This is a genomic window from Shinella sp. GW821-FHT11G07, assembly GCF_058808115.1.
In genome coordinates this window covers 174,881-197,499 of the sequence record NZ_JBXARJ010000003.1, presented here as the reverse complement: position 1 = coordinate 197,499, position 22,619 = coordinate 174,881, and the positions used below count along the sequence as shown (strand labels likewise).

The 22,619-nt window shown below is 59.0% G+C and carries 30 protein-coding genes; 14 read left to right on the top strand and 16 right to left on the bottom strand.

From position 1 onward, the window contains the following. The first annotated feature begins 45 nt into the window (after positions 1 to 45). Entirely contained in the window at positions 46 to 1,146 is a 1,101-nt protein-coding gene (locus tag AC1RT2_RS07355) for a thioesterase domain-containing protein (RefSeq protein ID WP_493100737.1), read from the top strand. Here the strand turns inward: AC1RT2_RS07355 and AC1RT2_RS07350 are convergent. Then, positions 1,143 to 1,865: a hypothetical protein gene (locus tag AC1RT2_RS07350; protein ID WP_493100735.1), complete on the bottom strand. Its 723-nt coding sequence runs from the start codon at positions 1,863 to 1,865 to the stop codon at positions 1,143 to 1,145. The genes AC1RT2_RS07355 and AC1RT2_RS07350 overlap by 4 nt on opposite strands. A gap of 358 nt (positions 1,866 to 2,223) precedes the next feature. On the opposite strand from AC1RT2_RS07350, the gene AC1RT2_RS07345 reads away from it, so the two are divergent. Beyond that, positions 2,224 to 2,928, top strand: a complete 705-nt coding sequence (locus AC1RT2_RS07345) for an SDR family oxidoreductase (RefSeq protein WP_493100733.1) — start codon at positions 2,224 to 2,226, stop codon at positions 2,926 to 2,928. A gap of 81 nt (positions 2,929 to 3,009) precedes the next feature. Here AC1RT2_RS07345 and AC1RT2_RS07340 read toward each other — a convergent pair whose 3' ends face one another. From AC1RT2_RS07340 to msrB, 8 genes are all read right to left on the bottom strand, one after another. Next, a complete protein-coding gene (locus tag AC1RT2_RS07340) occupies positions 3,010 to 3,756 on the bottom strand; it encodes a class I SAM-dependent methyltransferase (RefSeq protein WP_493100731.1) in 747 nt (248 codons plus the stop codon). Between the two features lie 67 nt (positions 3,757 to 3,823). Next, positions 3,824 to 4,159 (bottom strand): hypothetical protein, encoded by a 336-nt coding sequence (locus AC1RT2_RS07335; RefSeq protein ID WP_493100729.1) that lies wholly within the window; start codon positions 4,157 to 4,159, stop codon positions 3,824 to 3,826. A 406-nt stretch (positions 4,160 to 4,565) separates the two neighbouring features. Continuing rightward, positions 4,566 to 4,751, bottom strand: a complete 186-nt coding sequence (locus AC1RT2_RS07330) for a hypothetical protein (RefSeq protein WP_493100727.1) — start codon at positions 4,749 to 4,751, stop codon at positions 4,566 to 4,568. Then, on the bottom strand, positions 4,748 to 4,915 hold the full coding sequence (locus tag AC1RT2_RS07325) for a hypothetical protein (protein WP_160861518.1): 168 nt from the start codon (positions 4,913 to 4,915) through the stop codon (positions 4,748 to 4,750). Before AC1RT2_RS07325 ends, AC1RT2_RS07330 begins: the two co-directional genes overlap by 4 nt. 195 nt (positions 4,916 to 5,110) lie before the next feature. Next, on the bottom strand, positions 5,111 to 5,374 hold the full coding sequence (locus AC1RT2_RS07320) for a hypothetical protein (protein ID WP_444798928.1): 264 nt from the start codon (positions 5,372 to 5,374) through the stop codon (positions 5,111 to 5,113). A 122-nt stretch (positions 5,375 to 5,496) separates the two neighbouring features. Further along, on the bottom strand, positions 5,497 to 6,723 hold the full coding sequence (locus AC1RT2_RS07315) for an MFS transporter (RefSeq protein WP_493100724.1): 1,227 nt from the start codon (positions 6,721 to 6,723) through the stop codon (positions 5,497 to 5,499). A gap of 266 nt (positions 6,724 to 6,989) precedes the next feature. Continuing rightward, positions 6,990 to 7,703, bottom strand: coding sequence for a peptide-methionine (S)-S-oxide reductase MsrA (gene msrA, locus AC1RT2_RS07310; RefSeq protein ID WP_493100722.1), 714 nt, complete (start codon positions 7,701 to 7,703; stop codon positions 6,990 to 6,992). Positions 7,704 to 7,771: 68 nt separating this feature from the next. Then, entirely contained in the window at positions 7,772 to 8,263 is a 492-nt protein-coding gene (msrB, locus tag AC1RT2_RS07305; RefSeq protein ID WP_493100720.1) for a peptide-methionine (R)-S-oxide reductase MsrB, read from the bottom strand. Between the two features lie 787 nt (positions 8,264 to 9,050). Here msrB and AC1RT2_RS07300 point away from each other — a divergent pair. Together AC1RT2_RS07300 and AC1RT2_RS07295 are read left to right on the top strand one after the other, a co-directional pair. After that, positions 9,051 to 9,308, top strand: coding sequence for a hypothetical protein (locus AC1RT2_RS07300; RefSeq protein WP_493100718.1), 258 nt, complete (start codon positions 9,051 to 9,053; stop codon positions 9,306 to 9,308). Then, the gene (locus AC1RT2_RS07295) at positions 9,286 to 10,881 is read left to right on the top strand and encodes an AAA family ATPase (RefSeq protein WP_493100716.1); all 1,596 of its coding nucleotides are present in this window, start codon (positions 9,286 to 9,288) and stop codon (positions 10,879 to 10,881) included. Before AC1RT2_RS07300 ends, AC1RT2_RS07295 begins: the two co-directional genes overlap by 23 nt. Before the next feature lie 173 nt (positions 10,882 to 11,054). Here AC1RT2_RS07295 and AC1RT2_RS07290 read toward each other — a convergent pair whose 3' ends face one another. The 4 genes from AC1RT2_RS07290 to AC1RT2_RS07275 all read right to left on the bottom strand — a co-directional run bounded on the left by AC1RT2_RS07290 (position 11,055) and on the right by AC1RT2_RS07275 (position 13,739). Further along, positions 11,055 to 11,939 (bottom strand): DUF4062 domain-containing protein, encoded by an 885-nt coding sequence (locus AC1RT2_RS07290; protein WP_493100714.1) that lies wholly within the window; start codon positions 11,937 to 11,939, stop codon positions 11,055 to 11,057. A 28-nt stretch (positions 11,940 to 11,967) separates the two neighbouring features. Continuing rightward, entirely contained in the window at positions 11,968 to 12,951 is a 984-nt protein-coding gene (locus AC1RT2_RS07285; RefSeq protein WP_493100712.1) for a hypothetical protein, read from the bottom strand. Positions 12,952 to 13,176: 225 nt separating this feature from the next. Further along, on the bottom strand, positions 13,177 to 13,530 hold the full coding sequence (locus AC1RT2_RS07280; protein WP_493100710.1) for a hypothetical protein: 354 nt from the start codon (positions 13,528 to 13,530) through the stop codon (positions 13,177 to 13,179). A gap of 23 nt (positions 13,531 to 13,553) precedes the next feature. Further along, positions 13,554 to 13,739: a helix-turn-helix domain-containing protein gene (locus tag AC1RT2_RS07275; RefSeq protein WP_493100708.1), complete on the bottom strand. Its 186-nt coding sequence runs from the start codon at positions 13,737 to 13,739 to the stop codon at positions 13,554 to 13,556. Between the two features lie 288 nt (positions 13,740 to 14,027). On the opposite strand from AC1RT2_RS07275, the gene AC1RT2_RS07270 reads away from it, so the two are divergent. From AC1RT2_RS07270 to AC1RT2_RS07250, 5 genes are all read left to right on the top strand, one after another. Next, positions 14,028 to 14,813, top strand: coding sequence for a hypothetical protein (locus tag AC1RT2_RS07270; RefSeq protein ID WP_493100706.1), 786 nt, complete (start codon positions 14,028 to 14,030; stop codon positions 14,811 to 14,813). Between the two features lie 287 nt (positions 14,814 to 15,100). Beyond that, on the top strand, positions 15,101 to 15,619 hold the full coding sequence (locus tag AC1RT2_RS07265; protein ID WP_493100704.1) for a hypothetical protein: 519 nt from the start codon (positions 15,101 to 15,103) through the stop codon (positions 15,617 to 15,619). Beyond that, positions 15,616 to 16,203 carry a hypothetical protein gene (locus AC1RT2_RS07260; RefSeq protein WP_493100702.1) on the top strand — a complete coding sequence of 196 codons (588 nt, stop codon included), beginning with the start codon at positions 15,616 to 15,618 and terminating at the stop codon, positions 16,201 to 16,203. Before AC1RT2_RS07265 ends, AC1RT2_RS07260 begins: the two co-directional genes overlap by 4 nt. Next, positions 16,200 to 16,343: a hypothetical protein gene (locus tag AC1RT2_RS07255; RefSeq protein ID WP_493100700.1), complete on the top strand. Its 144-nt coding sequence runs from the start codon at positions 16,200 to 16,202 to the stop codon at positions 16,341 to 16,343. Before AC1RT2_RS07260 ends, AC1RT2_RS07255 begins: the two co-directional genes overlap by 4 nt. Continuing rightward, a complete protein-coding gene (locus AC1RT2_RS07250) occupies positions 16,315 to 16,944 on the top strand; it encodes an HK97 family phage prohead protease (protein ID WP_493100698.1) in 630 nt (209 codons plus the stop codon). The genes AC1RT2_RS07255 and AC1RT2_RS07250 overlap by 29 nt, the downstream gene beginning before the upstream one ends. A gap of 235 nt (positions 16,945 to 17,179) precedes the next feature. Here the strand turns inward: AC1RT2_RS07250 and AC1RT2_RS07245 are convergent, their stop codons facing one another. Then, positions 17,180 to 17,446 carry a hypothetical protein gene (locus AC1RT2_RS07245; protein WP_493100696.1) on the bottom strand — a complete coding sequence of 89 codons (267 nt, stop codon included), beginning with the start codon at positions 17,444 to 17,446 and terminating at the stop codon, positions 17,180 to 17,182. Positions 17,447 to 17,493: 47 nt separating this feature from the next. Continuing rightward, positions 17,494 to 17,655 (bottom strand): hypothetical protein, encoded by a 162-nt coding sequence (locus tag AC1RT2_RS07240; protein WP_493100694.1) that lies wholly within the window; start codon positions 17,653 to 17,655, stop codon positions 17,494 to 17,496. A 60-nt stretch (positions 17,656 to 17,715) separates the two neighbouring features. Between AC1RT2_RS07240 and AC1RT2_RS07235 the strand changes: the two genes are divergently transcribed. The 5 genes from AC1RT2_RS07235 to AC1RT2_RS07215 are packed head-to-tail and all read left to right on the top strand — an operon-like array spanning position 17,716 to position 21,054. Continuing rightward, on the top strand, positions 17,716 to 18,093 hold the full coding sequence (locus AC1RT2_RS07235; RefSeq protein WP_493100692.1) for a hypothetical protein: 378 nt from the start codon (positions 17,716 to 17,718) through the stop codon (positions 18,091 to 18,093). After that, positions 18,077 to 18,541 (top strand): HK97-gp10 family putative phage morphogenesis protein, encoded by a 465-nt coding sequence (locus AC1RT2_RS07230; protein ID WP_493100690.1) that lies wholly within the window; start codon positions 18,077 to 18,079, stop codon positions 18,539 to 18,541. Before AC1RT2_RS07235 ends, AC1RT2_RS07230 begins: the two co-directional genes overlap by 17 nt. Continuing rightward, positions 18,531 to 20,171, top strand: coding sequence for a tape measure protein (locus AC1RT2_RS07225; RefSeq protein WP_493100688.1), 1,641 nt, complete (start codon positions 18,531 to 18,533; stop codon positions 20,169 to 20,171). The genes AC1RT2_RS07230 and AC1RT2_RS07225 overlap by 11 nt, the downstream gene beginning before the upstream one ends. Next, entirely contained in the window at positions 20,168 to 20,839 is a 672-nt protein-coding gene (locus AC1RT2_RS07220) for a hypothetical protein (protein WP_493100686.1), read from the top strand. The genes AC1RT2_RS07225 and AC1RT2_RS07220 overlap by 4 nt, the downstream gene beginning before the upstream one ends. Next, a complete protein-coding gene (locus AC1RT2_RS07215; RefSeq protein ID WP_493100684.1) occupies positions 20,836 to 21,054 on the top strand; it encodes a hypothetical protein in 219 nt (72 codons plus the stop codon). The genes AC1RT2_RS07220 and AC1RT2_RS07215 overlap by 4 nt, the downstream gene beginning before the upstream one ends. On the opposite strand, the gene AC1RT2_RS07210 is transcribed toward AC1RT2_RS07215, so the two are convergent. Further along, entirely contained in the window at positions 21,051 to 22,586 is a 1,536-nt protein-coding gene (locus AC1RT2_RS07210) for an anti-phage dCTP deaminase (RefSeq protein ID WP_493100682.1), read from the bottom strand. The two genes, AC1RT2_RS07215 and AC1RT2_RS07210, sit on opposite strands and share 4 nt — an antisense overlap. Between the last annotated feature and the right edge of the window lie 33 nt (positions 22,587 to 22,619).

Sequence of the window (22,619 nt, the reverse complement as noted above, 5' to 3'; positions counted from 1 at the left end):
CGGAGGATGGACTTGTCTCCAAGAGGAACGGGACTTGGAGTTGGCATGGACAGTGCGGCACAAGGACTTTCCAGCCGGCTTCTCGAGATTTTACAGGAAGAACTGAAAAAGCCGGTCGCGCTCAACGATCGGCTGCTCGGCAGCGGCCTGACGATCAACCGCGCGCTGCGGCTCATCGCCCGGTTCTGGAGCGAAACCGGCATAGAGCTCGATGTGAACTGCTTCTATGCCCATGCGACGGTGGGCGCGTTCGTCGACGCGGCGCCCGAAGACGGCACGCGCAGCCTGCGCAAGCTCATCGACGTGCGTCCGGGCGCCCCGGACGAGACGCTCATCGTCTTCGCCGGCGGTCTCAGCTGCTTTCTGGAAATACAGGATCTCATCGACCGGCTGGATTTTCCCGGCCAGGTTCTGGGCATGGTGCTGACGCAGTTCGGGCGGGGCAATCGGGATCCCGCTCTGGTGGCCGACGAGATTGCCGAATCGCTGCGCGGACTGGATGCCGCCGGCATCCGCGGACCCTACCGCCTGCTCGGCTATTCGTTCGGCGGTATTTTTGCCCTGGAACTGGCGCGGGCGCTGACGGCACGCGGCGAGGACATCGCCTTCCTGGGGGTGATCGACGCGCCGCAGGGCGAGCATTGCTGGCCGCTGCCCGTCTGGTTGCGTTTCATGGCCAAACGCGCTGGGCGCCGCTGGGCAACCGGCAAACAAAGCCGGGCCAATCCGGAAAGCGCATCCGAACGGTTTGCATCGGATCGACACGGGCGGGCCACCCTGCTGTCGGCCGTGCGACGGGCGCTGAGGCCGCTTGCGCTGCGCTTCGCCGATCCCCGCTCCGAGCACTATCCGGGTCTGGCGCCGCAATGGATCGGCAACTATCCGCCGCGCTACGATGCCGCCGCGCGCCAGCTCCTGCGCATGAAGGGCCTCTACAGGCCAGCGCGCTATACGGGCAAGCTCACCTACTATCGCGCGCTCGGCGGTTCACCGGTGGACTGCGATCCCAAAGCGATCTGGCCGCGTTTCCTGCCACGCGCCGAATGGGTGGATATGCGCGGCAACCATCAAAGCGTCATCGTCGGCCGTAACGCCGAAATCCTTGCCCGGGACATCTCCCGGCGGCTTGGTGGATCCGGGCATTAGGCTTCGCACAGCCTTTCCGTGGCTGCGACAAGGCGTTCAACCTCTTCCCGCGCAGCGTCCTGCGCCAACCGCGGCAAAACCCATTGCAGGGGTGACAGCAGGCAGAAGTGAAGCATCCCCTCGTAAGCCTGCGCTGCCTTGAGCAGGTTTCGGCCCATCTCGATGCGCGGCAGGTATTCGGACCATTCCGGCTGGTCCGCCTCCGGCAGCAGGCGCTGCGTCTGAATGACCGCGACGACCGCCTTTACATCCCGGCTGACCGCCTTGGCCTTGCTGCGCAAGGCAAGGAGAGACCCGAGCGTCAAGGTCGACGGCAGGCCATCCTCCCGAACGCTCAGCACCGGGCTATCCAGTTGCCGCAGGTTTGGGAACGGAAGGATGTCGCCCGTTGCCTGTCTCCGGGTGACCGGCCTGGCCTGCGCCTCGATCAGGTCATCGAGATCCTTGCCCCGCTCTGCTGCGAGCATCTCGGCACGCAGCAGTCCTTCCCCCGTTAGTTGGTAGAGGACGGGTTGGCCCAGGGTGTAGGAACCGCGCAGAAGCCCGTTGTTACAAAGCACCTTCATGGCACTGTCCGGCCAGCTCTCATCGAAGGGAGCGTTGATGTAGTGCGCGGCAAAGGCGGCATCGATCAGCGTGTCTGTCTTCTTGTCGACACTGGCCGCGCAGGCGATGAGAAACTCGTCGAGAAAGGTATGAAAAGGCAGGCGTTTCTTCATGCTCGTGTCTTCCGGCAGGCAGCAATCGGCCGATCGCGCGCCGGATGTCCGGCGGCGGCTTTGACGTGCTTAACGCGTGTTTCAACCGTGGCGGCAGGATGCGGGAAGCGTGCGCGCAATGCAACTATATTGTGTATGCGGTTGTGTTCTTTACCGCACCGCCCACACATTTTAACCGGCCATCGAATTCGCCGCCGTGAACGCTACTCGCCCACTAGGCTTTCACTCGCCTCAAAGATACGCCTGATCTGGAAGGCGATCCTCGCAGATTGCCAGTGGATAATCCTGCGCAAACCCGTTCGTCCTTGCCGATGGAAAATGCTATCACCGTCGCCTAACAGAGACGGGAGAACAGGGTATGAGCACGAACAAGGTCGCTGTCATCACGGCGGGCGGCAGCGGGATGGGGGCGGCGGCGGTGCGGCGGCTGGCGGCGGATGGCTTCAAGGTGGCGGTGCTGTCTTCCTCCGGCAAGGGTGAGGCGCTGGCGAAGGAACTCGGCGGCGTGGGCGTGACGGGTTCGAACCAGTCGGCCGATGACCTGAAGGCGCTTGTCGATCTCGCAATCTCGACCTGGGGTCGCATCGACGTGCTCGTCAACAGCGCCGGCCACGGCCCGCGCGCGCAGATCATCGAGATCAGCGACGAGGACTGGCACAAGGGCATGGACACCTACCTGCTGAACGTCATCCGCTCCGTACGGCTGGTGGCGCCGATCATGCAGGCGCAGAAATCCGGGTCGATCATCAACATCTCCACCGCCTGGGCCTTCGAGCCGTCGGCGATGTTCCCGACCTCGGCCGTTTTCCGCGCCGGTCTTGCCGCCTATACGAAGATTTTTGCCGACACCTATGCCGGTGACAATGTCCGGATCAACAACGTACTTCCGGGCTGGATCGACAGCCTGCCGGGTACCGAGGAGCGGCGCGACAGCGTGCCGATGAAGCGCTACGGCACCAGCGAAGAAATCGCCGCCACCGTCGCCTTCCTCGCCTCCGAGGGCGCCGGCTACATCACCGGCCAGAACATCCGCGTCGATGGCGGGTTGACGCGCTCCGTCTGAACCAGGCGCAGGCAGGTGCGGAAAGGTCCGCATCCGCCTGGACCCTACAGGGTAGGGTATGGCGCCGAACGAGATTTCCGTTCAGGCGAGTGTACCGATCGGAATCAGTTCTGCTGCGCCGGGCTGCCATGCGTTGCCCTCCCAGTCGCCGAGCCAGCGCTCCACCGAGAGGCCGGCCTCGGCAATCAGCGTCTGCAGTTCGGCCTTTTCCGGAAAAGCGATGCGGGAGGCGGCTGAAAGCCGCTTGCCGGTCGCTCGGATTTCGTAATGCGTGCCGTAGGTGACGATGCCGGTTTGTGGGTCGTGGGCAACGTCGTTCCATGCCGCGACGGCACCGAAGCGGGGATGCTCGACGGCCCGCATCGACTCCTCCGGCCCCCATTCCTCCCATTCCCGGCAGGCGGGGTTGCGGCTGTCGAAGACGAAGCGCCCACCAGGCGCCAGATGCGCCGCGATGGTGGCAAGCGCTGCGCGCCGGTCATCCGGCGTGAGAAACACCTGGAAGGCATGGCCGGTCAGCACGATACGCTCGAAGCGGCGGCCGAGCCGCAGCGTACGCGCATCGCCTTCGATGAAGTCCACGGCGTCCGCGCCGGGCTTTTCCCGGGCGATCGCTAGCATTGCCGGCGCGGGGTCGACGCCGACGACCAAGCGCCCGCCGGACAGTGCCACAGCAAGCGCGCCGGTGCCGCAGCCGAGATCCAGCACGCTTTCGGCCGTGTCGGCGAAGGCCAGGCAATAGGCGAAGTCGGGCGACCGCTCCCAGCCGTTTTCGAGGTCGTAGAAATCGGCAAGGTCAGGGTCGTGGTAAAGGCGGTCTTCGTCCATTCTGTCCTCCAAATGAAAAGGCCGCGCGTTTCCGCACGGCCTTGAAAGGGGTCATCGAACGCTGCGCTTACTTCGCAGCATCGAGAGCCTTTTCGCAGTGCGTCGGCCCGCCGTTCGGATCGACGCGGTCGCCGATGGCGCGGATGTTCTCGATCTTGTAGGCCTCGTTCACCGTCAGCTCGACCGTGCAGGACCGCCCCTTGGAAAAACCGCCGCGCCACTTGTAGAGCGTCGTGCCGCCCGGTCCGGAAATATCGGAGATCGGCGGGCCGTAGGCGGCAAAGAAGCTGCCGGCGGTCTTGCCGTTCCAGCGAGCCTGGAGCGGGTTGGAAGCGATGGTGACGGTGGTGCATCCTGCGAGAGCAAGCGTCAGGCCTGCCAGAATTGCAATGCGGGAGTTCATCTGTGCCATGTCCTTGGACTTCGGTGCGGCCGGAAAACGGGCGACTCGGAAATCGAGCCTCAATTTCGCCATAGCGCAGCGCGTGGCAAAGGGGAATCACCGCCCGCAAACTTTGTCGCTATCCCCGTCGAAGGCCCGTGAACCTTGCGGATTTGCAACAGTTCGTGCCGTTGCAGCCCTCTGCAAGCCACGGGTTGGCAAGGCCCTGCGCATGCGGCCGGCGAAGTCAGGCGTATGGGGCAAGCGTGAATGCGTGGATCAGGCGATCTTTAAGGACGGCCAGCGTGATCTCGCGGCAGCGACGTGACGTCAATCGGTCACCCGACCCCGATCTAAAACTATCGGCAGTGGCGTCCTGGGAGGCTTTTGCCAGAAGGAACGATGTTCGTCCACTCCCGTGTGACGATCACAACCGCCGACCTCGCATGTGCATCCGGCCAGCAAGCCTTGCGAAGGCCAGCCGCTCTTCCACCGCGTCGCGCTCCGCGATCAATGTGCGCAGCGCTTCGAGAGCATCGCCCTTATGAAGCTCGAGGATTTCCGCGGCCTCATCGGGAATAGCGTCGTCCTGGCGTTCCGGCGCGCGGATCATTGCAGACGCAACTCCAGCTGTTTCTTGCTCTTGAGGACATAGAGCGGCTTGGCCGCCGCCTCGACCTTGCGTTGGATTTCGGCGCGATTGGCCAGCTGCTTTTCACGAAGAGACTGGCCAGAGGCAATGATTTCACGCGCACGTTCGACCGCATCCATCTGCATGAGAACCTCCATTTGTTCTTGGTATGTTCTCATTATGGATCAAGGAAGTCAAGCGCCTCCGCTGCGCGCTTTTGCGCCGGAAAATAAGCGTGAATCAGCGTGTCATACGCAGTCAGGCAGAGAGGTTCGAAGCAGGTACGGAGGGTGGCTTGAGCCACAGGTCCGGTGGCTCAAGCCGCCCGCCGGACCCTTCGATCAATGGGTCGTCGGCACATCGTCCTCTTCGAGGAAGGATTGGATTCCGTCGCGTGCCACGGTCGCGAGGAATTCGTCAAACGCTTCCCGATCGGTCGGGAACGGTTCGTCCCATTCAAAGAGGTCTTCGTTCTGCGTGACGACCTCCATCCGCCAGTCCTGCTGGGTGCCTGCCGGGCGGTAGATGTCGACGAGCACGGTCACATCGTCCTCGGTGAATTCACCGGACAGCTCGGAATGTTCCAGTTTTGGTTTTTTCGTCATTCGTCGTCCCACTTAACCTTGCTCTGCCGGTTATATAGGGTCTCTCGTGTCTGTGGGAAGGCGGAGAATGAACGGCGGGTCACAAACGCCGTCCCAGCCGAGTTTCGGCAGCAGGCTTGGGCCTAACTCCCGCCTTCCTCGATCTTCGGAAGGAACCACGCGAGCAGGCCCGCAAGCGGCAGGAACGAGCAGATGGTGTAGACCATCTCCACGCCATAGGCATCTGCAAGAAACCCGAGAAGCGCTGCCGCTATGCCGCCGAGACCGAAGTTCAGGCCGTAGAACAGGCCGCCGATCAGGCCGATGCGGTGGGGCAGGAGCTCTATCGCGTAGATCAGGATCGACGCAAAGGCGCTGGCCATGATGAGGTTGATCATCACGGTCAGGACGCCCGTCCAGAACAGATCGACATGCGGCAGGATGAGTGTCAGGGGAAGCGGTCCGAGCACGGAAATCCAGATGATCCGGTAACGGCCGATTCTGTCGCCGACAATACCACCGATCAGCGCGCCGGCGGCCGATGCCAGCAGGAAAATGAACAGCATCATCTGTGCGGACGGGATCGAGAGGCCGAACCGCTCCATGAGATAGAATGTGTAGAACGAGCGGAAGCTTTCGCCGTAAGCGTTCTTGGTGAACATCAGCAATGTCAGGACGGTCAGGGCCACGGCGATCGTTGCCGGCGCGTGACGCACGGTGCCGCCCGCCTTCTTGCCATTCGCCCGCATGGCCGCGAATTGCGTGCTGATTTCCCGCTGCTTGCCGCCGATCCACACCAGCAGCGCCATGGCCATCAAGGCGAGAACGGCGAACCAGGCAAGGCTTGGCTGTCCAAAGGGCACGATGATGAGGGCGGCAAAAACCGGGCCGAGCGCACCGCCTGCCTGGCCGCCGACCTGGAACAGTCCCTGCGCCAGACCCTGGCGGCCGCCCGCCGCATAACGCGCCATGCGTGTCGCTTCCGGGTGGAAGATGGAGGAGCCGATGCCGATCAGCGCCACGGAGACGAGGATCATCGTATAGCTGTGCGCGAAGGCGAGACTGACCAGACCCGACAGCGTGAACATCATGCCCACGACCGGGGAATAGGGGGCGGGATGTTTGTCCGTCACCATGCCGATTGCCGGCTGCAGCAGCGATCCCGCGATCTGGAAGGTCATGGTGATCATGCCGATCTGCACGAAATCCAGCGCATAGACATCCTTCAGGATGGGATAGGCCGCCGGGATCAGGGATTGCATCAGATCGTTGAGGAGATGGGTGAACCCCAGGATGACCAGCACGGAGAGATAAGTTCTGGAGCGCGCAGTGGTGGGAATGGCGGCCGTCATGTCGTCTTTCGCTATCATTCGGAGGTCGCCGCTCGGCATCGTGACCGGTGGCGAAAAGGCAAATCATTTTTCTACTATATCGCGGCAGATACGAAGATCACCGCAAAACAACAGCCTGATCGTTTTCATGATGGCACACAACCCGCTCGTTGTGCGCTGGATGCTCTGCGGCGATCGATGAACGGGCAGGGCGGCCAATTTGCCGTCATACTCAGCAATGTATTATGGCGGATATATCGATGCGCCGGTAAAGGCAACAGCCGGGTCAGTGACAGCCGCTTTCTTTATTCACCAAGGCCGACCTTGGCGACGAGAACCGGTTTCGCCTTGAAGCTTGCTGGGAACAGGCGCTTGAGGTTCTCGATCTTCGGCATGTCGTTATAGACGATATAGGGGTAGGTGGGATTGTTGGTCAGAAAATCCTGGTGGTAGTCTTCGGCCGGATAGAAGGCCTTCTTCGTCTCGATCGTCGTGACGATGGTGGCCTCATAGAGGCCGGCCTTGTTCAACTGGTCGATATAGGCCTTGGTGATGCGCGCCTGTTCCTCACTCGTGGGGAAGACGGTCGAGCGGTATTGCGGGCCGACATCGGGACCCTGTGGGTTCAGCTCCGTTGGATCGTGTGCGACCGAAAAATAGATCTGCAGCAGCTTGCCATAGGTCACGCTCGCCGGATCGAAGGTCACGCGGACGGCTTCCGCATGGCCCGTATTGCCGTTGCCGACCATCTCATAGTGGGCGGTGTCCTTCGCGCCGCCGGCGTAGCCCGAGACGGCATTGGAAACGCCCTCCACGCGCTGGAAGACACCCTGCACGCCCCAGAAGCACCCGCCGGCGAAAACGGCCGTTTCCTTGCCCGACGTCGCCGCTTCGTCGAGGGCGGGAGCCGGAATGGCAAGGCCTTCCTGCGCGAAGGCATTCGGTACGCTGAAAGATAAAGCGGCCACGGCAAGGCTCGTAGCGGCGGCGAATTTGACGAGTGTGGTGCTGCGCGTCATGGCGGTCTCCTCAACCGAAGGCGAATGCATAGGCTTGCAGGCTAGGATCAAGGGGTCTGTTTCTCCAGTCAGGCCGCTGTCGGCGCGAACGTCATGGCAAAGCCGTTCATGCAGTAGCGCAGACCGTTCGGCTGCGGTCCGTCGTCGAAAACATGGCCAAGGTGACCGCCGCAGCGGCTGCAATGAACCTCAACCCGCACCATGCCGAGGGAAGTGTCGCGGGTCGTTGCGACCGCATTGTCGATGGGGGCCCAGAAGCTTGGCCAGCCCGTGCCGCTCTCGAATTTCGTCTCGGAGGCAAAAAGCGCCTGGTCGCAGCCGGCACAGGAGAACGTGCCCTTCCTGTGCTCGTTCAGAAGCGCACTCGATCCAGGGCGTTCCGTGGCTTCCTCCCGCAATATGCTGAACTGCTCCGGCGTCAGGAGCTTGCGCCATTCGTCTTCGCTATGGCTGACAGCAAATTTACCTTGGGAGGCGGCGCGGAGAGGGCCGGCCCCTCGAACCAGAAACTCGGTCGCGAGCACGGCAATGCCGGCCGCCAGGAAACCACGTCTGTTCATCTGATGCACCCCTTCAATCATGTCCTGTTGATGGGTACGCGCCACGCCGCGCGATTGTTACATTCCCTTCCATGCATGCAGTGGCCAATTGGCCTGTAAAACAGATCGGTTGTTGGCCAAGCCGTTACAATCCACGTTTCGATCCCGCCTGTTCAGAGTTTCGTGAACAGCTGTCGGCAACGCGGTTACATCCGACCGTCGTCCCATCGAAGGATCCGATGGATAGGGTTGCGGGCATGGTATTCTGGATCCCGCATCGAAACCATGCGCTCGGGCTTTCGAGCGTGGGTCTGGAGGCCCATCAGGCAACATCTTCTCGCGGTGTGACGGTCGAAGAATTCGAGCGCATTTAGGCCATGCCCGCCCGGATTTTCAGCAGGCAGCGGCAAACGCATTCTGAATGCGATCCGCAATCGGTCCGTTTTATTTGAGATTGGTTTTCGCGGAGTTTTTCGGGAAAGTGACAAAGCCCTGATGATGGAGGCTTTTCCGCTGGTCGGAGTGAGAGGATTCGAACCTCCGACCCCCACGTCCCGAACAACAACGTTGGCGGCGAAACGCCTGATTTCCAAGGCTTCCACGAGCATGTACGGCAACGCAAACCACGTTCGTTCACGGCCATTCGTTGCCGTTCATTGCCGTAGATACGAACCGTCGACCCCTACATTGGGGAGAGAATTTTAGACGTGCCGTAAATCTTTGCGGTCCTTCACCCTTAAATACAATCCCACCACCCTGCCGGCCCATGCCGGTGGGCGCGCCTTCGTGCGCTTATGAAAGGAGAAAGATGAACGTCCTATCCATCACCCCACAGCACGGCCCAGGGAACGTCTTGGCCATCGCCTGCGTCCAAATCACACCAGAGGTCAGAGTGAACGGGTTACGACTTGTGCGAGCCGGGAACGGCGACCTGCGCGTATTCTCCCCGAATGCCGGCGGCATCTCCGTGTTGAGCTTTGCGCCCGCTGCAATCGCCGAACTGAAATCCCTGATCATCGATGCTTATAGGAGCGAGACCGCCCGTGAACGCCATCAAGCAGCTTGACACCAATATCGACGAATTGCGCGGCATGCCGGCGCTCCGCGAAACTCCGGCCGCCGATAGTCGCCATGCGCAAGTTTTCGCGATTTTCGATCATCTATGCGACCACGGCCATTGCTCCGTAGACGTTGTGGTGGCGCCGGCTCTGCCGGACGGCGCACCGGATTGGGAAAACACGGACCCCGCCAATGTCGAGGCGCTTCCTGCCGACGAATGGCCGGCGGACGCGCAGGCCGCCGCCCGCGCTTGCGTCATCGTCAGTGACCTCGACGGTTGCGACCCCGACTCGACATTCATAGTGACGCTGCACCACGAGACCAACGTTCCAGGGATGTTTCAGATACACGGTGCCGAATCTGACCGCCCGGTCGCTGAAGCAATCATCGCTCGCGATATCGGTATGAAGCCTCCAGTCCGGAAGCCGACGACACTTGCCGAATCCATGTCGAAGCTTCGGGCCGAACTGTTCCCGCCGAAGCCGGCGCCCCCTGTTGCCGCCAATGACAACAATCCAGGTGCTCTGCGCCTGCTCAATCCGGCTGACTGGCACGGCCAGCCGGTCCCGACGCGCGAATGGTACGCGGAGGACCTGATTCCCTTCCGCCAGGTCACGATCATCAACGGCGACGGCGGTCTGGGCAAAACATTGCTCGCCCTGCAACTGGCCGCTGCTGGCGCTATGGCCACCGACACACTTGGCATAAGCCCTGCAGCCGGCCGCACGCTCTACGTGGGCGCTGAGGATGAGGCTGATGAGTTCTGGCGCCGCCTTGCTGACATCACCAGCGCCCACGGCAAGTCTTTACGAGACCTCTCCGACTTCCGGCTTCTGCCCCTCGCAGACACCGACGCTCTGTTGATGATTCCCGACAAGGCCGGCAATATGAAACCGACGGCGTTGATGGAAAAACTGATTGAGGCGGCAGTGGATTTCCGTCCGCGGCTGATCGTGCTGGACACGGCCGCGGACCTCTTTGGTGGCGACGAGATCAAGCGTGGGCAGGTCCGACAATTCATCGGTGGTCTTCGTCAGATAGCGATCGGCCTCGATTGTGCGATCGTGCTTCTGGCTCACCCTTCCGTGGCCGGCATGACCTCGGGCACCGGCTCGTCGGGTTCGACGGCCTGGAATAACTCAGTGCGCTCTCGCCTCTATCTGACGCGCCCTGATGGCAAGGACGGTGATCCGGATTTGCGTATCCTCAAGACGATGAAAGCGAACTATGGCACCACTGGGGGTGAGATAAAGCTGCGGTGGAAGGACGGGATTTTCGTGCTGGATGATGGCAGACCAGCACCAGGGGCCAGCCTTGTTGCTGCCAGAGCGGAACGCGTGTTCATAGAAACGCTTGAGAAGCTTTATGCGCAGGGACAGAAGCTCAGCCCGAGCCCGTCAACGACATACGCGGTGAAAGTCATCGCAGGCCATCCCGCCGCAGCTGGCATATCGAAAAAGGAACTAGCCGCAGCGCAACAGCGATTGCTCGACGCGAACCAAATCAGGATTGTCGAAGAGGGCTCGCCTTCCCGCCGCACGAAGTACCTCCTTGTCGTACGAAACGAGCCTTCAGACTGACCTTCATACGGGGGTACAGACGCCTTCAGACGCCTTCAGACTGGGGGTGCTCACACACCCCCTTATACCCCCTGATGGTGTGAAGGGGTTTGCACCCGCCCTTCGGGGGCGGGGCTACCCTCCACGCCCTACTTGCAGGCGGATATAAGCAGGCCGACAGTAAAGGCGGCAGCTTACTTGGCTGTAGCAGTCATTTCGCCGAGGCGATCCGCAACCTCATATCCAGCATTCGTGACCTCGAAAATCTCTCTCTTGTATCCAACATCTGCAATCAGCCCCAGATTCATCAAAAGTTCCAAAGCTGCCTCCCATCTCGCTACTGTGCGTCGGTCATCCGAATCGAGCAGGTCGCGCCCGTTCGTCTGGATTGCCTGTCCGCTCAAATGCCGCAGATTCATAATCCTCCCAGATCGATCGCGAGATGCCTCCAAGAGCAACTCGCGGGCCTCACCCGTAAGTTGTTTGACGATATCATAGGGTTCAGCTTCCCTAGATCCTTCGGCGATCGCCTGGCTCATTCTCGATAAATCTTGAAGATAATCGTTCTGTCTTATGAGATTTTGCAGATCCCGCCGGAACCGCTGTCGAAAATCTGACGTATTACCAAATTCTGAGATGAGTCCTCTCGTCATACACCATTTTTTGAATTCCTGGAGGTCCTTGAATTGCTGTAGAAGCTTCTCATCTAGAAGATGCTCCTGCGCTATCGGAACGCTCGAAAAATAGATCATAGCCGGCTTTCCGGCGGACAAATGTTGTTCAATCTCCTCCACGCTGCCACTGATTGATTTGCCAGTGGGCGAACCAACTCTTGACCAGAATATCCCTACAAGGAGATCACAATCTTTGAGAATGCGGTCGTTTATCAGTTCCTGCGCCCGCCCGCCGAGATCTGGGGCGCTGTGTGTTTCCCATCCCCTTGGCAGGAGAACCACACCGCTGCTGACAGCGTTCAAATCGTTCCATTCGTGGATGATTTCGCGGACAGCATTCCGCTCGTTTAGAACATCACTGGGCGACGCGATCATAACAGGAAGAATAGTTGCTGGTTGCGGCATATGCCCCTCCAAGTCTATAATTTAGTCGTCACCTTGTCCTGCGGCGGCGCTTTTCGCGGTCCATGATGTGCGAAAAGCCGTCCTGCCATCCCTCTTTGTGGACTATTCGGTCAAATCGCGCATCGGTGCCGCGCAGCAAGTCAGTGCGCGAGCGCTGGGACACGTCTTCCCAATTGTCATAGAGAATGTAGAGGGCGTTTCCATACAACACGTTCTCGAACACCACGAGATCATCCGCGTACTGTGCGCCGACATAAGTGCTCATTCCGCCCGTCCCTCTGAGATAAGCACGAGGGCGAAGCCGGTCGAACACCACTAGCCTCTCTCGCAAGGTAGCTTCTTGATCACGAGTGAACCGGCGTCCGCGGGTTATGGCCGCAGCAACTTGCGCCAGATTACCTGGTGGGAAGAGGTCCCAGTTGAGATGAATTGTTCCGAGATACTGAGCGCGTGGCGCGTCCGAGGCGAAAACATCGCAGCTACCTACATTTTCCTGGAGCAAATTGAGCATGAAAAGTAGTTCGAGTTCGAACGTGGGAATGTGCCGATCAAGTAGATGATCGATGCTGAATTTGTAAACGCCCCCACCGTCCCTGCCGGCACGAAGCAACTCAATATTGATGGCGTATCCGCGCGGCTCATGTACCTCACGTTGATACACCTCTCTATCTTGGTAATGCGTATGAGTGCCGTAGGTAGCTTCATCACCGAAATTTGGGGTTTCCCAAATATAGGTTTTCGTAATCATGGGAAGATCACGTCGAACGTTCGTCCAGCCAACAACATTCCGTTCGGAGTATTTTCCCATATCGATCGGAGGCACTGTTATCTCGCTCTGACCAACGGCATCTGGAAAATTTAAATGTGGATAGATGGTTCGCGTATCATGTGCGGTGAGAGATCTTGTCACTGCACAAAAAACAAGATCAGAAGAAATCCTTTCTAATGATCTCTGCACCAGTTTCGGTACTTTGTTTACGTTTCTCTTCCACGGAACCGCGCGATAAACCATCAGATCCTCCCTCAACGAGGCAGCAGTAGATCAGAAGGTAGAGTTGGCGTCCATGATTAAACTCAAGATGGCGGCAGGGCACCGAACATCCTCCCGCACACCGGATCCCGTATAGGCGTCCTAAGCAATTTTTCACGTCCGCAAAATTCGAAATTTGGAGTGTGGCGCTATGGTAAGGCCAAGGAAGCCGACGACTGCCCTGTCGTCTTTCGTCATCATTTCCGCTTATGCACGATCAGGTTGCCGAAACAGCCGCCAGAGACCGACCCCATTTAGAATAGCAAGCATTCCCGCGAACAACATAAGTAAACCGGCGGCGATACCGGCGACGAACCCCACCGGCCCGTCGTACGCAGCCGCATCAATCGCGCCGGTCACTCGATCTAAGTACCACTTGGCCCACACATAAAGCGCAATCACCTCGGCGCAATACAGGGCAATCGCACCCGTTGTACCTGCGCGACGTTTGACCAAAACTATCAAATAATGAATCGCGAGCGCGAACGGGCTCGCGGCAAGAAAGACGAGAAACACCACCACCACTGGTCCGATGACGTATTCGACGAATACCTCCGGCATCTCGTCTCCCTTATCTCAATCGGCTACCCGACGGACTTCACGCCAGCGGCAGAAAGCAGCCTGGCCAGCTTCGCCGGATCGACCAGCGTGCCATTCTCCAGCTTCATGATTTCGAGCTCGGTCAGCCCCGATACCACGGAAAGCTGCTCCAGAGTGTAGCCCTTAGATCTCCGCAAATCTGCGACGGGGTTTGTAACGTTTATCGTCATCTTTCTCTCCTGTTTTTGCATCGCAATATAGGTCGTTTGCGACGCACAACAAGAGACGGGCTGGGGCGTCGACTTCCTTGTCGATTGCCCCGTTAGCCGCACCCGCGTCCCCCGCACGTGCGCACAATTTTCGAGGCTTTGATTATTTAATCAAAAAGGGCGCGGCCGTTACACCAAATCTGATAGGATTGCAAGTGATATCTTGACAAATTTGTAAATATGTATTATGGTGCAAAAGTCACCGTCGAGAGCGGTGTCCCACATTTTCCCAACAACGAGGTGACGGCCTTGGATTTTGACACTCCGGTTTTCGACCGGCGCGACGCGCTGCCTGCAATTCTGGATGAAGGTGAATGGAGACCGCAACGAAAGCGGATTTCGAGCAGAGGGATGTCGGTGCGAATGCCTGGCGATCCGCCCCAAGCCATGCCGTTATCGGCAACGAGCCCAGACGTTGTTATCGACGGTTGGCGGCGTAACGGGGCCGCGTGGTATTCCTCGCAATGGTACAGCGGTCAGGCGGCTAACGACAACGAAGACTGGCCGTTACAGAAAATGCTACGGACCGAGAAGAACGACCACTGCCTAGCCTTGGCGCAGGGCTATCGCGATCTTCATGACTTGGCAATCCGACCTACTCAGCTTGTCGGCCGTGAGCCGGTTGACCTTTATGAGGTGCAGAACCGCGACAGGGACGGAAAGTGGAAAGGCGCAAAGGTTGTTACCGGCAAGCGTGCTAATCCGGCAATGCCACCACAACGCGTCGTCGCAGCGAACGATGACACCAAGAAGCGAGCCTCCCCAGTGCCGAAGGCCTGGGCCGGCGATTGGCCCATTCTCGCCGCCATCGACGCAAAACGGGAACTGGCCTACGTCCGCGCACGACTGGCCTATGTGCCCAAGATTCTTGATGCTTTCGAATGGTCTGTCGTTGACGGCGAGACATTGGAAGAAATCGGGAGCCGTCTTGGCGCAGGGAGCAAGGGAGCAAAGGGCGAAGCTCGTGCGCGCATCTTCGACGGCTTCGGTATCTTGGACCGGTATTGGGGACGAAAATCTCGGGTCGCCGCCTAGGGGTACCCCATTTCCGTTTCCCAACAGGTCTCTATGAGAGCAAGGGTCGCAGTGATGCGGCCCTTCATTTTTCAGGTCGGCCGTCACCGATCTGAGGTGGGTGGCCGCGCGCGGTCGCTCACCATCTATTGCTGACCGCGGATGTACAAGCAGCAGCACCATCCCCGCAACCAACGTACGGGTTTGATCGAGCGCCTGCCCTTCGTGGCGGGCGCCACCGTTTCCATGAGCGCTGCCCTCTCGGGTGGCGCTTTTTCTTTTACCCTCAAATAATCGGAATTCGAAGAATGACGAAACACCGTGTCATGGTGCGAGATCAATACCGTCTCGCGGCCAATCTCCTCGGCGTCCCGCTGCCGTTTGTCCGGCAGGTGGCGATGCGTTTGAAGCAGGACGGTCGGCTACCGGCTACCCGTCCGATTACCGCTCCCGTCACGCCACACAGCCTAGCCCGCCTTGTCCTTGGTCTTTGCGCGTCTCTCCCATCAAAGGCAACGGAGCTCGAGATGCAGTTGGGCGCGCTTCCCAGGCTCCGCGGCGATGGTGCCGCGACTGCAGCTGAAGAGCTTGAAACGCTGATTGCCGAAGCCGTTGGCATCACTGATGGCGATATCGATTTCTGCGATGGCGACCTGCTGATCGGAGTCACAAATCCGGTGGTTCACTTCACAATTGTGAAGTTCGACGGATCCGGGGTCGCGAGGTCTTACCGCGCCACAAAGGGAGAGGACGAACATCTGACGCGATACGTGAGAATCCCACTGCAAGCCGTGCGAATGCTGGCTCTCGAACTCATGGGAGAATGATGGTGAAGGCAATTCCCAAACTCGAGGACGTTTCCGCCGAGTACGTGCGCCTCATAGGCCTGCACGATAAACTGATGAGCCGCGGCGCCGTCATTGACGCTGAAATTGCCACTCTGCACGCGTCGATGGGTAGTGAGCCGGTACCTAACCAACGCGCAACCCGAGTTGAAGCGCTGCTTTCTGGCGTCGACTTCACCCCCGCTCTGCCCATTCGCGATCGCCTTGCGCAGCTCTCAACGGAGCGCGTCGATATCGATATGGCCCTCCGCGAGCTTTCCGGCCAGGTCGCGATGGAGCGTGTAGCCGCTTCCCTCCGGGTCGTTGAAACGTTCAAGGATGAACACACTCGCATGGCCGTGCGCTTCTTCCGCGCCATCGCAGAGGCGGCAACAGTCCACGCCGAATACGACGAACAGATAAAGCGCTTCCATCGCGCAGGCGTCGCCCCGGCGGGGTTCATCGACTTTGGCCGCGAGGTCTTCGACCAGGCCGGCTATCGAAACTCCACCGCAGGCGTCGCCCTTCGTGACGCGGTCCGCCGCGGATATTTGAAACCATCTGAACTGCCGGAGTTTTGCAAATGACAATCGAAACCACACAAGCTCACGAAGACCTAGAAGCCAAGGTTCCGGACGAGGTCGTGAATGTCATTGAGCGGGCAACAAATGCACTGAAAAAACTAGTGGCGAAACAACATGACCGACCGCGTACTGACGAAGTTTAAGCCTTCCCTGGTCACCAGTGACGGCCACTTCTCTGGCTACGGCGCCGTATTCGGCAACGTCAACAGCCATCGCGATGTCATCGAGCGCGGCGCGTTCGAGGCTTCCCTGTCCAAGTGGCGCGCTAAGGGCAAGTGGCCGCCAATGCGGCTGCAGCACGGAGACAACGGGTCAAACCCATTTCGATTCGATAATTTGCCCGTCGGCATCTGGACCGAGATGCGTGAAGACGCGCACGGGCTACATGTCGAGGGACGACTGCTTGCTCTCGACACTGACCTCGGCAAGCGCCTTCACGCCCTCATGACGGCTAGCGTGCTCGATGGGCTGTCGATCGGCTTCCGAACAATTAAGACTCGCCGAGGCACGGGAGGCGTATCTCGGTATCTGTCGGAGATCGACCTTCGCGAACTCAGTATCGTGGACGAGCCGTCCAATGATCTCGCCCGCGTCGTGGAGCTCTCACCTTATGACGCCGCCGCCGAACGCTTGCGGGAAGCTCTCGCAAACGCGACACCACACACAGGTGGGAAGTCCTCTCCTGACGCCTCGTTAGACAAGCTCAAGGCTGCCTTAGCGCGGCTGGCCGCGGAGGGTGGCTGACCCACTCCCCGGGGGCGTCCAATGTCTAGAGCCTCCCAACCCCGTACCGCCGCCATCCAACAGCGCTAGTCCTAACACAGGAATTTGCCTCGCGCGCGATCACGCGTAGCGCGCGTGCGCGAGAAAACATTAGCTTTTTTTCATCGGGAGGGGTGCATCGACTTTCCAGATCGGTCGATTTCTGGGTATCGGCGTTGGGCAAACGTACGCAGCGCCACAGTTCAGATGTTGAGGGTCAGGACGAACAGGCCGCCTCAAACTCGCCGATTACATCCGGAGGATTGTCGTCGCGAAGAACGGCATCCGCGCCGACGAGGCTGGGATCGAGATCAGCAGCCTGCTTGGTGTACGAGCTAATAAAGAAAGCCCGCTGCCCTTCCCACACCTCCCGACCATTGACCAGGCCGACACATGGTAGCGCCGTTTCGAAGTCGATTTGCAGATCGTCGGCAGTCGGCTGCGCTGCGGTCAGGGCCAGCGCGATCGCTAGGATGTTTAGCATTTCCACCTCCGACGCTCGGGAAGCCGGTACTCACCAGATTCCCCGGCCTATGTCGACTCCAAGCCCTGCTGAGCGTTGTGCATATCCCGATTTGCGGCGTCGGTTTGCTCGACAATCTGCCGCGATAGCTCTGCGGCCTGCGCCGCCAAATCGTTGAGCCTCTCGACTATCGCCTCCAGGCTCAGATCCTGGTCGTCATCATCACCCATGTCGATTTCCCCGTTGCGCTAGCGCAAACGCTGGAGGTCAGCACTAGTTCCAGGAACCCCATGAAAACCAGCATTTCTGCCCGCATTTGCGGGAACGACTATGCATGCGCCATCCCCCGCGAAACGCTGCACCTTTTCGAGGCTCTTCACGGCTCGGCAAATGCCCTCATGGCCCGTATCCGCGTTGGGAACTGGACCGCTGACGAGATCGCAGCAATCATCGACTACAGCATCGCCCCGCCGAGGCCTGACGCCTCCCTCGAGGCAACCATCCTTCGCACCCGGCGGGATCCGGAGTCGGTTGCACAGAAAGCCTTTGTCTCCAATGGCGCCGCGACATACGTGCCCCTCGCGGTGGGCCTCCTTCTGGCCGTCCTCTACGGCTTACCCGCCGAGGCGAACACGTTCACGGATGAGGCGAATGGCGAAGACGCTTGAGGGCTGGGATCGTCTTCAGCGCCGTCTTAAGGCTATCCCCCAAGCGGTGCGGGAAGCCACGCAGATGGCGCTGGTTGCCGCTGCAAATGACGTAGCGGCGACCATGAAGGCACTCGCGCCGGTCGACGATGGTGATCTCCGTGACAGCATCGAGGTAACGCCAGGCGGTCAGCAAACCCCACCTCATTCGCAGCCTGGTGGTGCGACCGTCGTGCCCGAAAACGCCGTCATGATAACGGCCGGCAACTCGAAGGTGCGATACGCGCATCTCGTCGAGTGGGGTGCCGCTCCGCACGTTGCCGGCGGCAAGTTCGAAGGCGCGCAACATCCTGGCGCACCGGCCCAGCCGTTCTTCTTCTCGGGCTATAGGCTCGCGAAGAAGAAGGCGGCCCGGAAGGTCAAAGCCGGTATGAGCAAAGCAATCAGGAACACGAAAAATGGCAACTGACTACGAACGCTTGGCGGTTCTCCTCGAGGCTCGCGTCTCCGATTTCGAGAAGAAGATTGCGGGTGCCACTCGCAATGCGGACCGCAACTTCAAACGCATTGAAACGTCAGCGCAGTCGATGGCAAAGCGCGTCGAGGGTGCAGCTGGTAACATGGCCACCCGACTGGCCGGTGCATTCGCCGCTGGCCTCTCGCTGAAAGCAGCCCGCGATCTCACCGACGCAGCAACGCGGATCCAGAACAGTCTGAAAGTCGCGGGCCTGGCGGGTGAAAACCTGCGGCAGGTGTACGACGCGCTCCACGCATCGGCCCAACGCAACGCCGCGCCAATCGAAAGCCTGGCGACCCTCTACAGCCGCCTAGCGCTGACGCAAAAAGAGCTAGGTGTTTCACAGCAGGAGCTCGTCGGGTTCACTGACAAAATTGCGCTTGCCTTGCGTGTAGGGGGGACATCCGCCGAGCAGGCCAGCGGTGCGCTGCTGCAGCTGTCCCAAGCGCTTGGCGGTGGCGTGGTCAGGGCCGAGGAGTTCAACAGCATCCTTGAGGGTGCCCCAACGATCGCTCAGACGGTTGCGGCTGGCCTGAAGGAGGCCGGCGGTTCGGTCGCCACGCTCCGTAAGTTGATGATCGAAGGCAAGATTTCGTCTGAGGCATTTTTCCGTGCGTTCGAGGCCGGCGCAGGCACGCTTGAGGAAAAGGTGGCCGGCGGCGCACTGACGACGTCTCAGCGCTTTGTGCAGCTACAAAATGTTCTGATCGACACAGCCGGCAAGATCGATACCGCCACTGGCGCCAGCCAGGGCTTCGGGAAGTCCATCGAAGACCTGGCAAAAACCATTGAGCAGTTCGGCAATGTCGTCGTCAACGCGTCAGATTCTGAACTTGGCACGTTCGTCGGGTGGCTGGCGAAGGGCGTTGATAGGGCGGCAGAATTCAAGCGGATCCTCGGCGGAATTCCTGGAATCATCGACAAATTTGGCAAGATGAATCAGGACATCATCAACGGGCGACCGCTCGGTCGGACGATTGGTGAAGAGAACGTCGAAGCCCGCATCGACGCCGCTCATGGGGAAAAGCCGGTTCGGAGTCCGAAGACCGGAAGACTCCCTGCGCTGCCTCAAGCGCAGAAGACGGTATCCATCGAAGACTATGCGGTGCCGGAAGACGAGAAGAAAAAGAAAAAGCCCGCAGCCGCCAAGATCGACGAGTTCGCTCGGGAGGTGGAGCAGGTCCGCGAGCGGACGGCGGCGCTTAATGCTGCATATGCCGCCCAGGCGGCGCTAAATCCGCTCATCAACGATTATGGGTTTGCAGTCGACAAGGCGGCCGTCGCTCATGATCTGCTGGCAGCGGCCATGAAGGCCGGCAAAGCCGATACACCAGCACTCAGGGCCGAAATCGACGCCGCTGCCGAGGCCTACGGTCGTGCCACCTCTGCGGCCGAGCGGCTGGCAGAGCAGCAGGACAAAGTCAAAGAAACCGCAGCAGAAATTGGCAGTGCGATCTCTGGCGCATTCAAGAGCGTCACCGATGCCCTCATCAAGGGTGAATCGATCGGCAAGGCCTTTGGCAAGTCGATCGCCGACGCTGCAGTGGGCGGCTATTTCGAAATGGAGATTTCATTTACATGAGCGCGATTTTGAGTTTCGCAACACCGGATGCAGTCTTTCTGCTGACCGATCGTGCGGGATACGATTCCGATGGAATTGTCCGCCAGATTGGCTGCAAGGTGGATGCCTCCAGCCGTCCGCTCGCCATCGTCACCCGCGGCGACGTTCGTGTCGGCGATCACTGGACCCGGCACCTGCTGGCCTTGGTCGACGACAAAGGTATCCTTGGCGCCGTGGCCATGCTTCCCGGTATCCTGGAGACAATGTCCGGTGATCCCGCAATGCGGGCCGCACAGAGCGGCGAGCGGTACGTCGAAGTCACGCTCGTCGGCTGGTCCCCTGTTGGCGGCGGTTTTCACCTGCGGTTCGACACGGCCGAATGGCGTTTGAAGGAACCGTCTGCCCTTGCCTACGCTGGCCCGATGGACGCCGACCCAACCCATCATTTCGATTTCGGGCAGGAAGGTGACACGCCCGAAAGCTGGATGCGCCGCGGCGGTGTCGCGATGATGGAGGCGTTTCGGGCGCAGTATGGACGCGGCCCGGATGGCGTCGCGTGTGGCTTCTACGCAATCGGCGGAGGCCTGGACTTCACCATCATCGATGCCGACGGCGTGCGCACGGAAACGATTCTGGAATGGCGCGACCGGGTCGGCGAGAAGATTGTGCCGCGGCGGATGGCGGCATGATCGCAATATCGAATTTCCACCCGGCGCGCGGCCGGGTGGCGGCAACGTTCACCGCAACCGTCGGCGACCTGGCGCTGCCAGGCTGCGCGCTCATTCGGCGTGATGGCGGCTACACGCTGTCGGTGCCACGGATGGGCACGCCGTCCAGAGCGGCGCCGTTGACGGCGGTGGAACTGGCGGAGCTCGAGAGGGTCGCTGTGGAGATGGTGGGTTAGCCACTAGCATCGCCACTGTCGGCTGACGACGTGGGGACTGAATTGGTTAGCTTGCTTTCTAAAGCCCTGATCAATTCGGTTTCTCGGCTCCCATACCAAGGAGCCATAATCGATATGAAGGGCTGCGGTGGTTCACGCTTGAAAGTTTGAAACTCTGAGCCATTCTTCCGCTTCCCGCGATAGAAGAACTCCCGGTAACGTCTCGGAGTGATGCCATAGAATGGTACGAATTCGACAGCGGGGAATTTTTCGTAGGTGCCCCTTGAGCTTCCTTCAATCTTGACGGAATCGGAATGCAGATCGGACGTCAGGCTTTTTGGGTAGGGCTCTAAAAACACAACCTTTGAAAGCCCGGCGGCGACAATATGCTTTGAACACATATGGCAGGGAAATGTTGTACAATAAAGGGTTCCGTCTTGGAGGTTAATTCCGAGTCGTGCTGCATCGCTTATTGCAGACATTTCGGCGTGTATAATTCTGCCGTACTCAAGAGCATCCATGAATTGCGAATTTTTGAGCTTTCTGCTTTGTTCGTCATTGAGCGTAAAATTCTTTTTCTCAAAAGCAATTTCGAGAACCTCGTTAAGAAGTTCTAATTTCCTGCTGTCGTTGCTGTCAGAATTTAGCTTATACTCGCGTGCGTCGTATGGATCGTCTGCCCAGTAAGTGCCTCCGCCTGCTTTCGGGACTTCGTTAGCGCCCAATGAGGCGATTTCTCCCGTCTTTCTAAATATTGCGGCGCCAACTTGACGGGAGAGGTCCAGGCTACGTAAAGCTGCGGAGTGGGCTAGGTACATCCCATATTCAAAGCGGTTGGGCGAGTGCCCATTGTGGCCGAATAAGAGATCGACAAATCGGTCTGTCTGTTGCTCGATATTATCGTGGTCGTCGTAATTGTCGGCATTTAAGACTACATCGGCTAGCTGGAAAATTTTTCCAACTTTTTGTCCATGCGGTACTTCGTGTTGGTCTTCATCAATAACGACCAAACGCTCGGCTTTTTCACGGTACGAATTGCGGTTACGTGTCTTGTCATCCCGAGCCATGTCACGGGATAGATTATCAACACGCACATCTCGTGCCGAATATATTGAGATTTGCAGAAACGATGCCCCGTAGACTTCGCGCAAAAGCGAGAGCTCATCCTCGGACTTTAATTGGTCAATAATGTATACGTGTTTGGAGAATCCAGCTTCCGGCGGAGATAATGCACGATTTTTCAGAATTTCTGCCACAGCTAACGCTGCGCATACATCTCCACCAAATTTTTCTCTAAGGCTATTTCCGAATTTAATGTATGTTTCTATTCTTTTAAATCTGCTATCGGATGATATATCATCATAATTAAGAAGATTTGCAAGAGTTTCAAATTTGTTTGAGATTTTTATATGGTGGGTTTCGTAGCCTTTTTGTGAAAATGATTTCTTTATACAGTCGACTGACTGTTTTATATTAGTGCCCACTGGAGAAACAATTCCAATGAATACTTCTGGAAAATTTATTTCTGGACGATGGAACGTTTCTGTGGTCATTCTGTTAATCGCCTGTTAGGAGTTCGCGAGCGA

Coding starts and splice junctions, on each gene's coding strand:
- AC1RT2_RS07355 (WP_493100737.1), top strand. CDS start 46: ATGGACAGTGCGGCACAAGGACTTTCCAGCCGGCTTCTCGAGATTTTA.
- AC1RT2_RS07350 (WP_493100735.1), bottom strand. CDS start 1,865: ATGAAGAAACGCCTGCCTTTTCATACCTTTCTCGACGAGTTTCTCATC.
- AC1RT2_RS07345 (WP_493100733.1), top strand. CDS start 2,224: ATGAGCACGAACAAGGTCGCTGTCATCACGGCGGGCGGCAGCGGGATG.
- AC1RT2_RS07340 (WP_493100731.1), bottom strand. CDS start 3,756: ATGGACGAAGACCGCCTTTACCACGACCCTGACCTTGCCGATTTCTAC.
- AC1RT2_RS07335 (WP_493100729.1), bottom strand. CDS start 4,159: ATGAACTCCCGCATTGCAATTCTGGCAGGCCTGACGCTTGCTCTCGCA.
- AC1RT2_RS07330 (WP_493100727.1), bottom strand. CDS start 4,751: ATGATCCGCGCGCCGGAACGCCAGGACGACGCTATTCCCGATGAGGCC.
- AC1RT2_RS07325 (WP_160861518.1), bottom strand. CDS start 4,915: ATGCAGATGGATGCGGTCGAACGTGCGCGTGAAATCATTGCCTCTGGC.
- AC1RT2_RS07320 (WP_444798928.1), bottom strand. CDS start 5,374: ATGACGAAAAAACCAAAACTGGAACATTCCGAGCTGTCCGGTGAATTC.
- AC1RT2_RS07315 (WP_493100724.1), bottom strand. CDS start 6,723: ATGATAGCGAAAGACGACATGACGGCCGCCATTCCCACCACTGCGCGC.
- msrA (WP_493100722.1), bottom strand. CDS start 7,703: ATGACGCGCAGCACCACACTCGTCAAATTCGCCGCCGCTACGAGCCTT.
- msrB (WP_493100720.1), bottom strand. CDS start 8,263: ATGAACAGACGTGGTTTCCTGGCGGCCGGCATTGCCGTGCTCGCGACC.
- AC1RT2_RS07300 (WP_493100718.1), top strand. CDS start 9,051: ATGAACGTCCTATCCATCACCCCACAGCACGGCCCAGGGAACGTCTTG.
- AC1RT2_RS07290 (WP_493100714.1), bottom strand. CDS start 11,939: ATGCCGCAACCAGCAACTATTCTTCCTGTTATGATCGCGTCGCCCAGT.
- AC1RT2_RS07285 (WP_493100712.1), bottom strand. CDS start 12,951: ATGGTTTATCGCGCGGTTCCGTGGAAGAGAAACGTAAACAAAGTACCG.
- AC1RT2_RS07280 (WP_493100710.1), bottom strand. CDS start 13,530: ATGCCGGAGGTATTCGTCGAATACGTCATCGGACCAGTGGTGGTGGTG.
- AC1RT2_RS07275 (WP_493100708.1), bottom strand. CDS start 13,739: ATGACGATAAACGTTACAAACCCCGTCGCAGATTTGCGGAGATCTAAG.
- AC1RT2_RS07265 (WP_493100704.1), top strand. CDS start 15,101: ATGACGAAACACCGTGTCATGGTGCGAGATCAATACCGTCTCGCGGCC.
- AC1RT2_RS07260 (WP_493100702.1), top strand. CDS start 15,616: ATGATGGTGAAGGCAATTCCCAAACTCGAGGACGTTTCCGCCGAGTAC.
- AC1RT2_RS07255 (WP_493100700.1), top strand. CDS start 16,200: ATGACAATCGAAACCACACAAGCTCACGAAGACCTAGAAGCCAAGGTT.
- AC1RT2_RS07250 (WP_493100698.1), top strand. CDS start 16,315: ATGACCGACCGCGTACTGACGAAGTTTAAGCCTTCCCTGGTCACCAGT.
- AC1RT2_RS07245 (WP_493100696.1), bottom strand. CDS start 17,446: ATGCTAAACATCCTAGCGATCGCGCTGGCCCTGACCGCAGCGCAGCCG.
- AC1RT2_RS07240 (WP_493100694.1), bottom strand. CDS start 17,655: ATGGGTGATGATGACGACCAGGATCTGAGCCTGGAGGCGATAGTCGAG.
- AC1RT2_RS07235 (WP_493100692.1), top strand. CDS start 17,716: ATGAAAACCAGCATTTCTGCCCGCATTTGCGGGAACGACTATGCATGC.
- AC1RT2_RS07230 (WP_493100690.1), top strand. CDS start 18,077: ATGGCGAAGACGCTTGAGGGCTGGGATCGTCTTCAGCGCCGTCTTAAG.
- AC1RT2_RS07225 (WP_493100688.1), top strand. CDS start 18,531: ATGGCAACTGACTACGAACGCTTGGCGGTTCTCCTCGAGGCTCGCGTC.
- AC1RT2_RS07220 (WP_493100686.1), top strand. CDS start 20,168: ATGAGCGCGATTTTGAGTTTCGCAACACCGGATGCAGTCTTTCTGCTG.
- AC1RT2_RS07215 (WP_493100684.1), top strand. CDS start 20,836: ATGATCGCAATATCGAATTTCCACCCGGCGCGCGGCCGGGTGGCGGCA.
- AC1RT2_RS07210 (WP_493100682.1), bottom strand. CDS start 22,586: ATGACCACAGAAACGTTCCATCGTCCAGAAATAAATTTTCCAGAAGTA.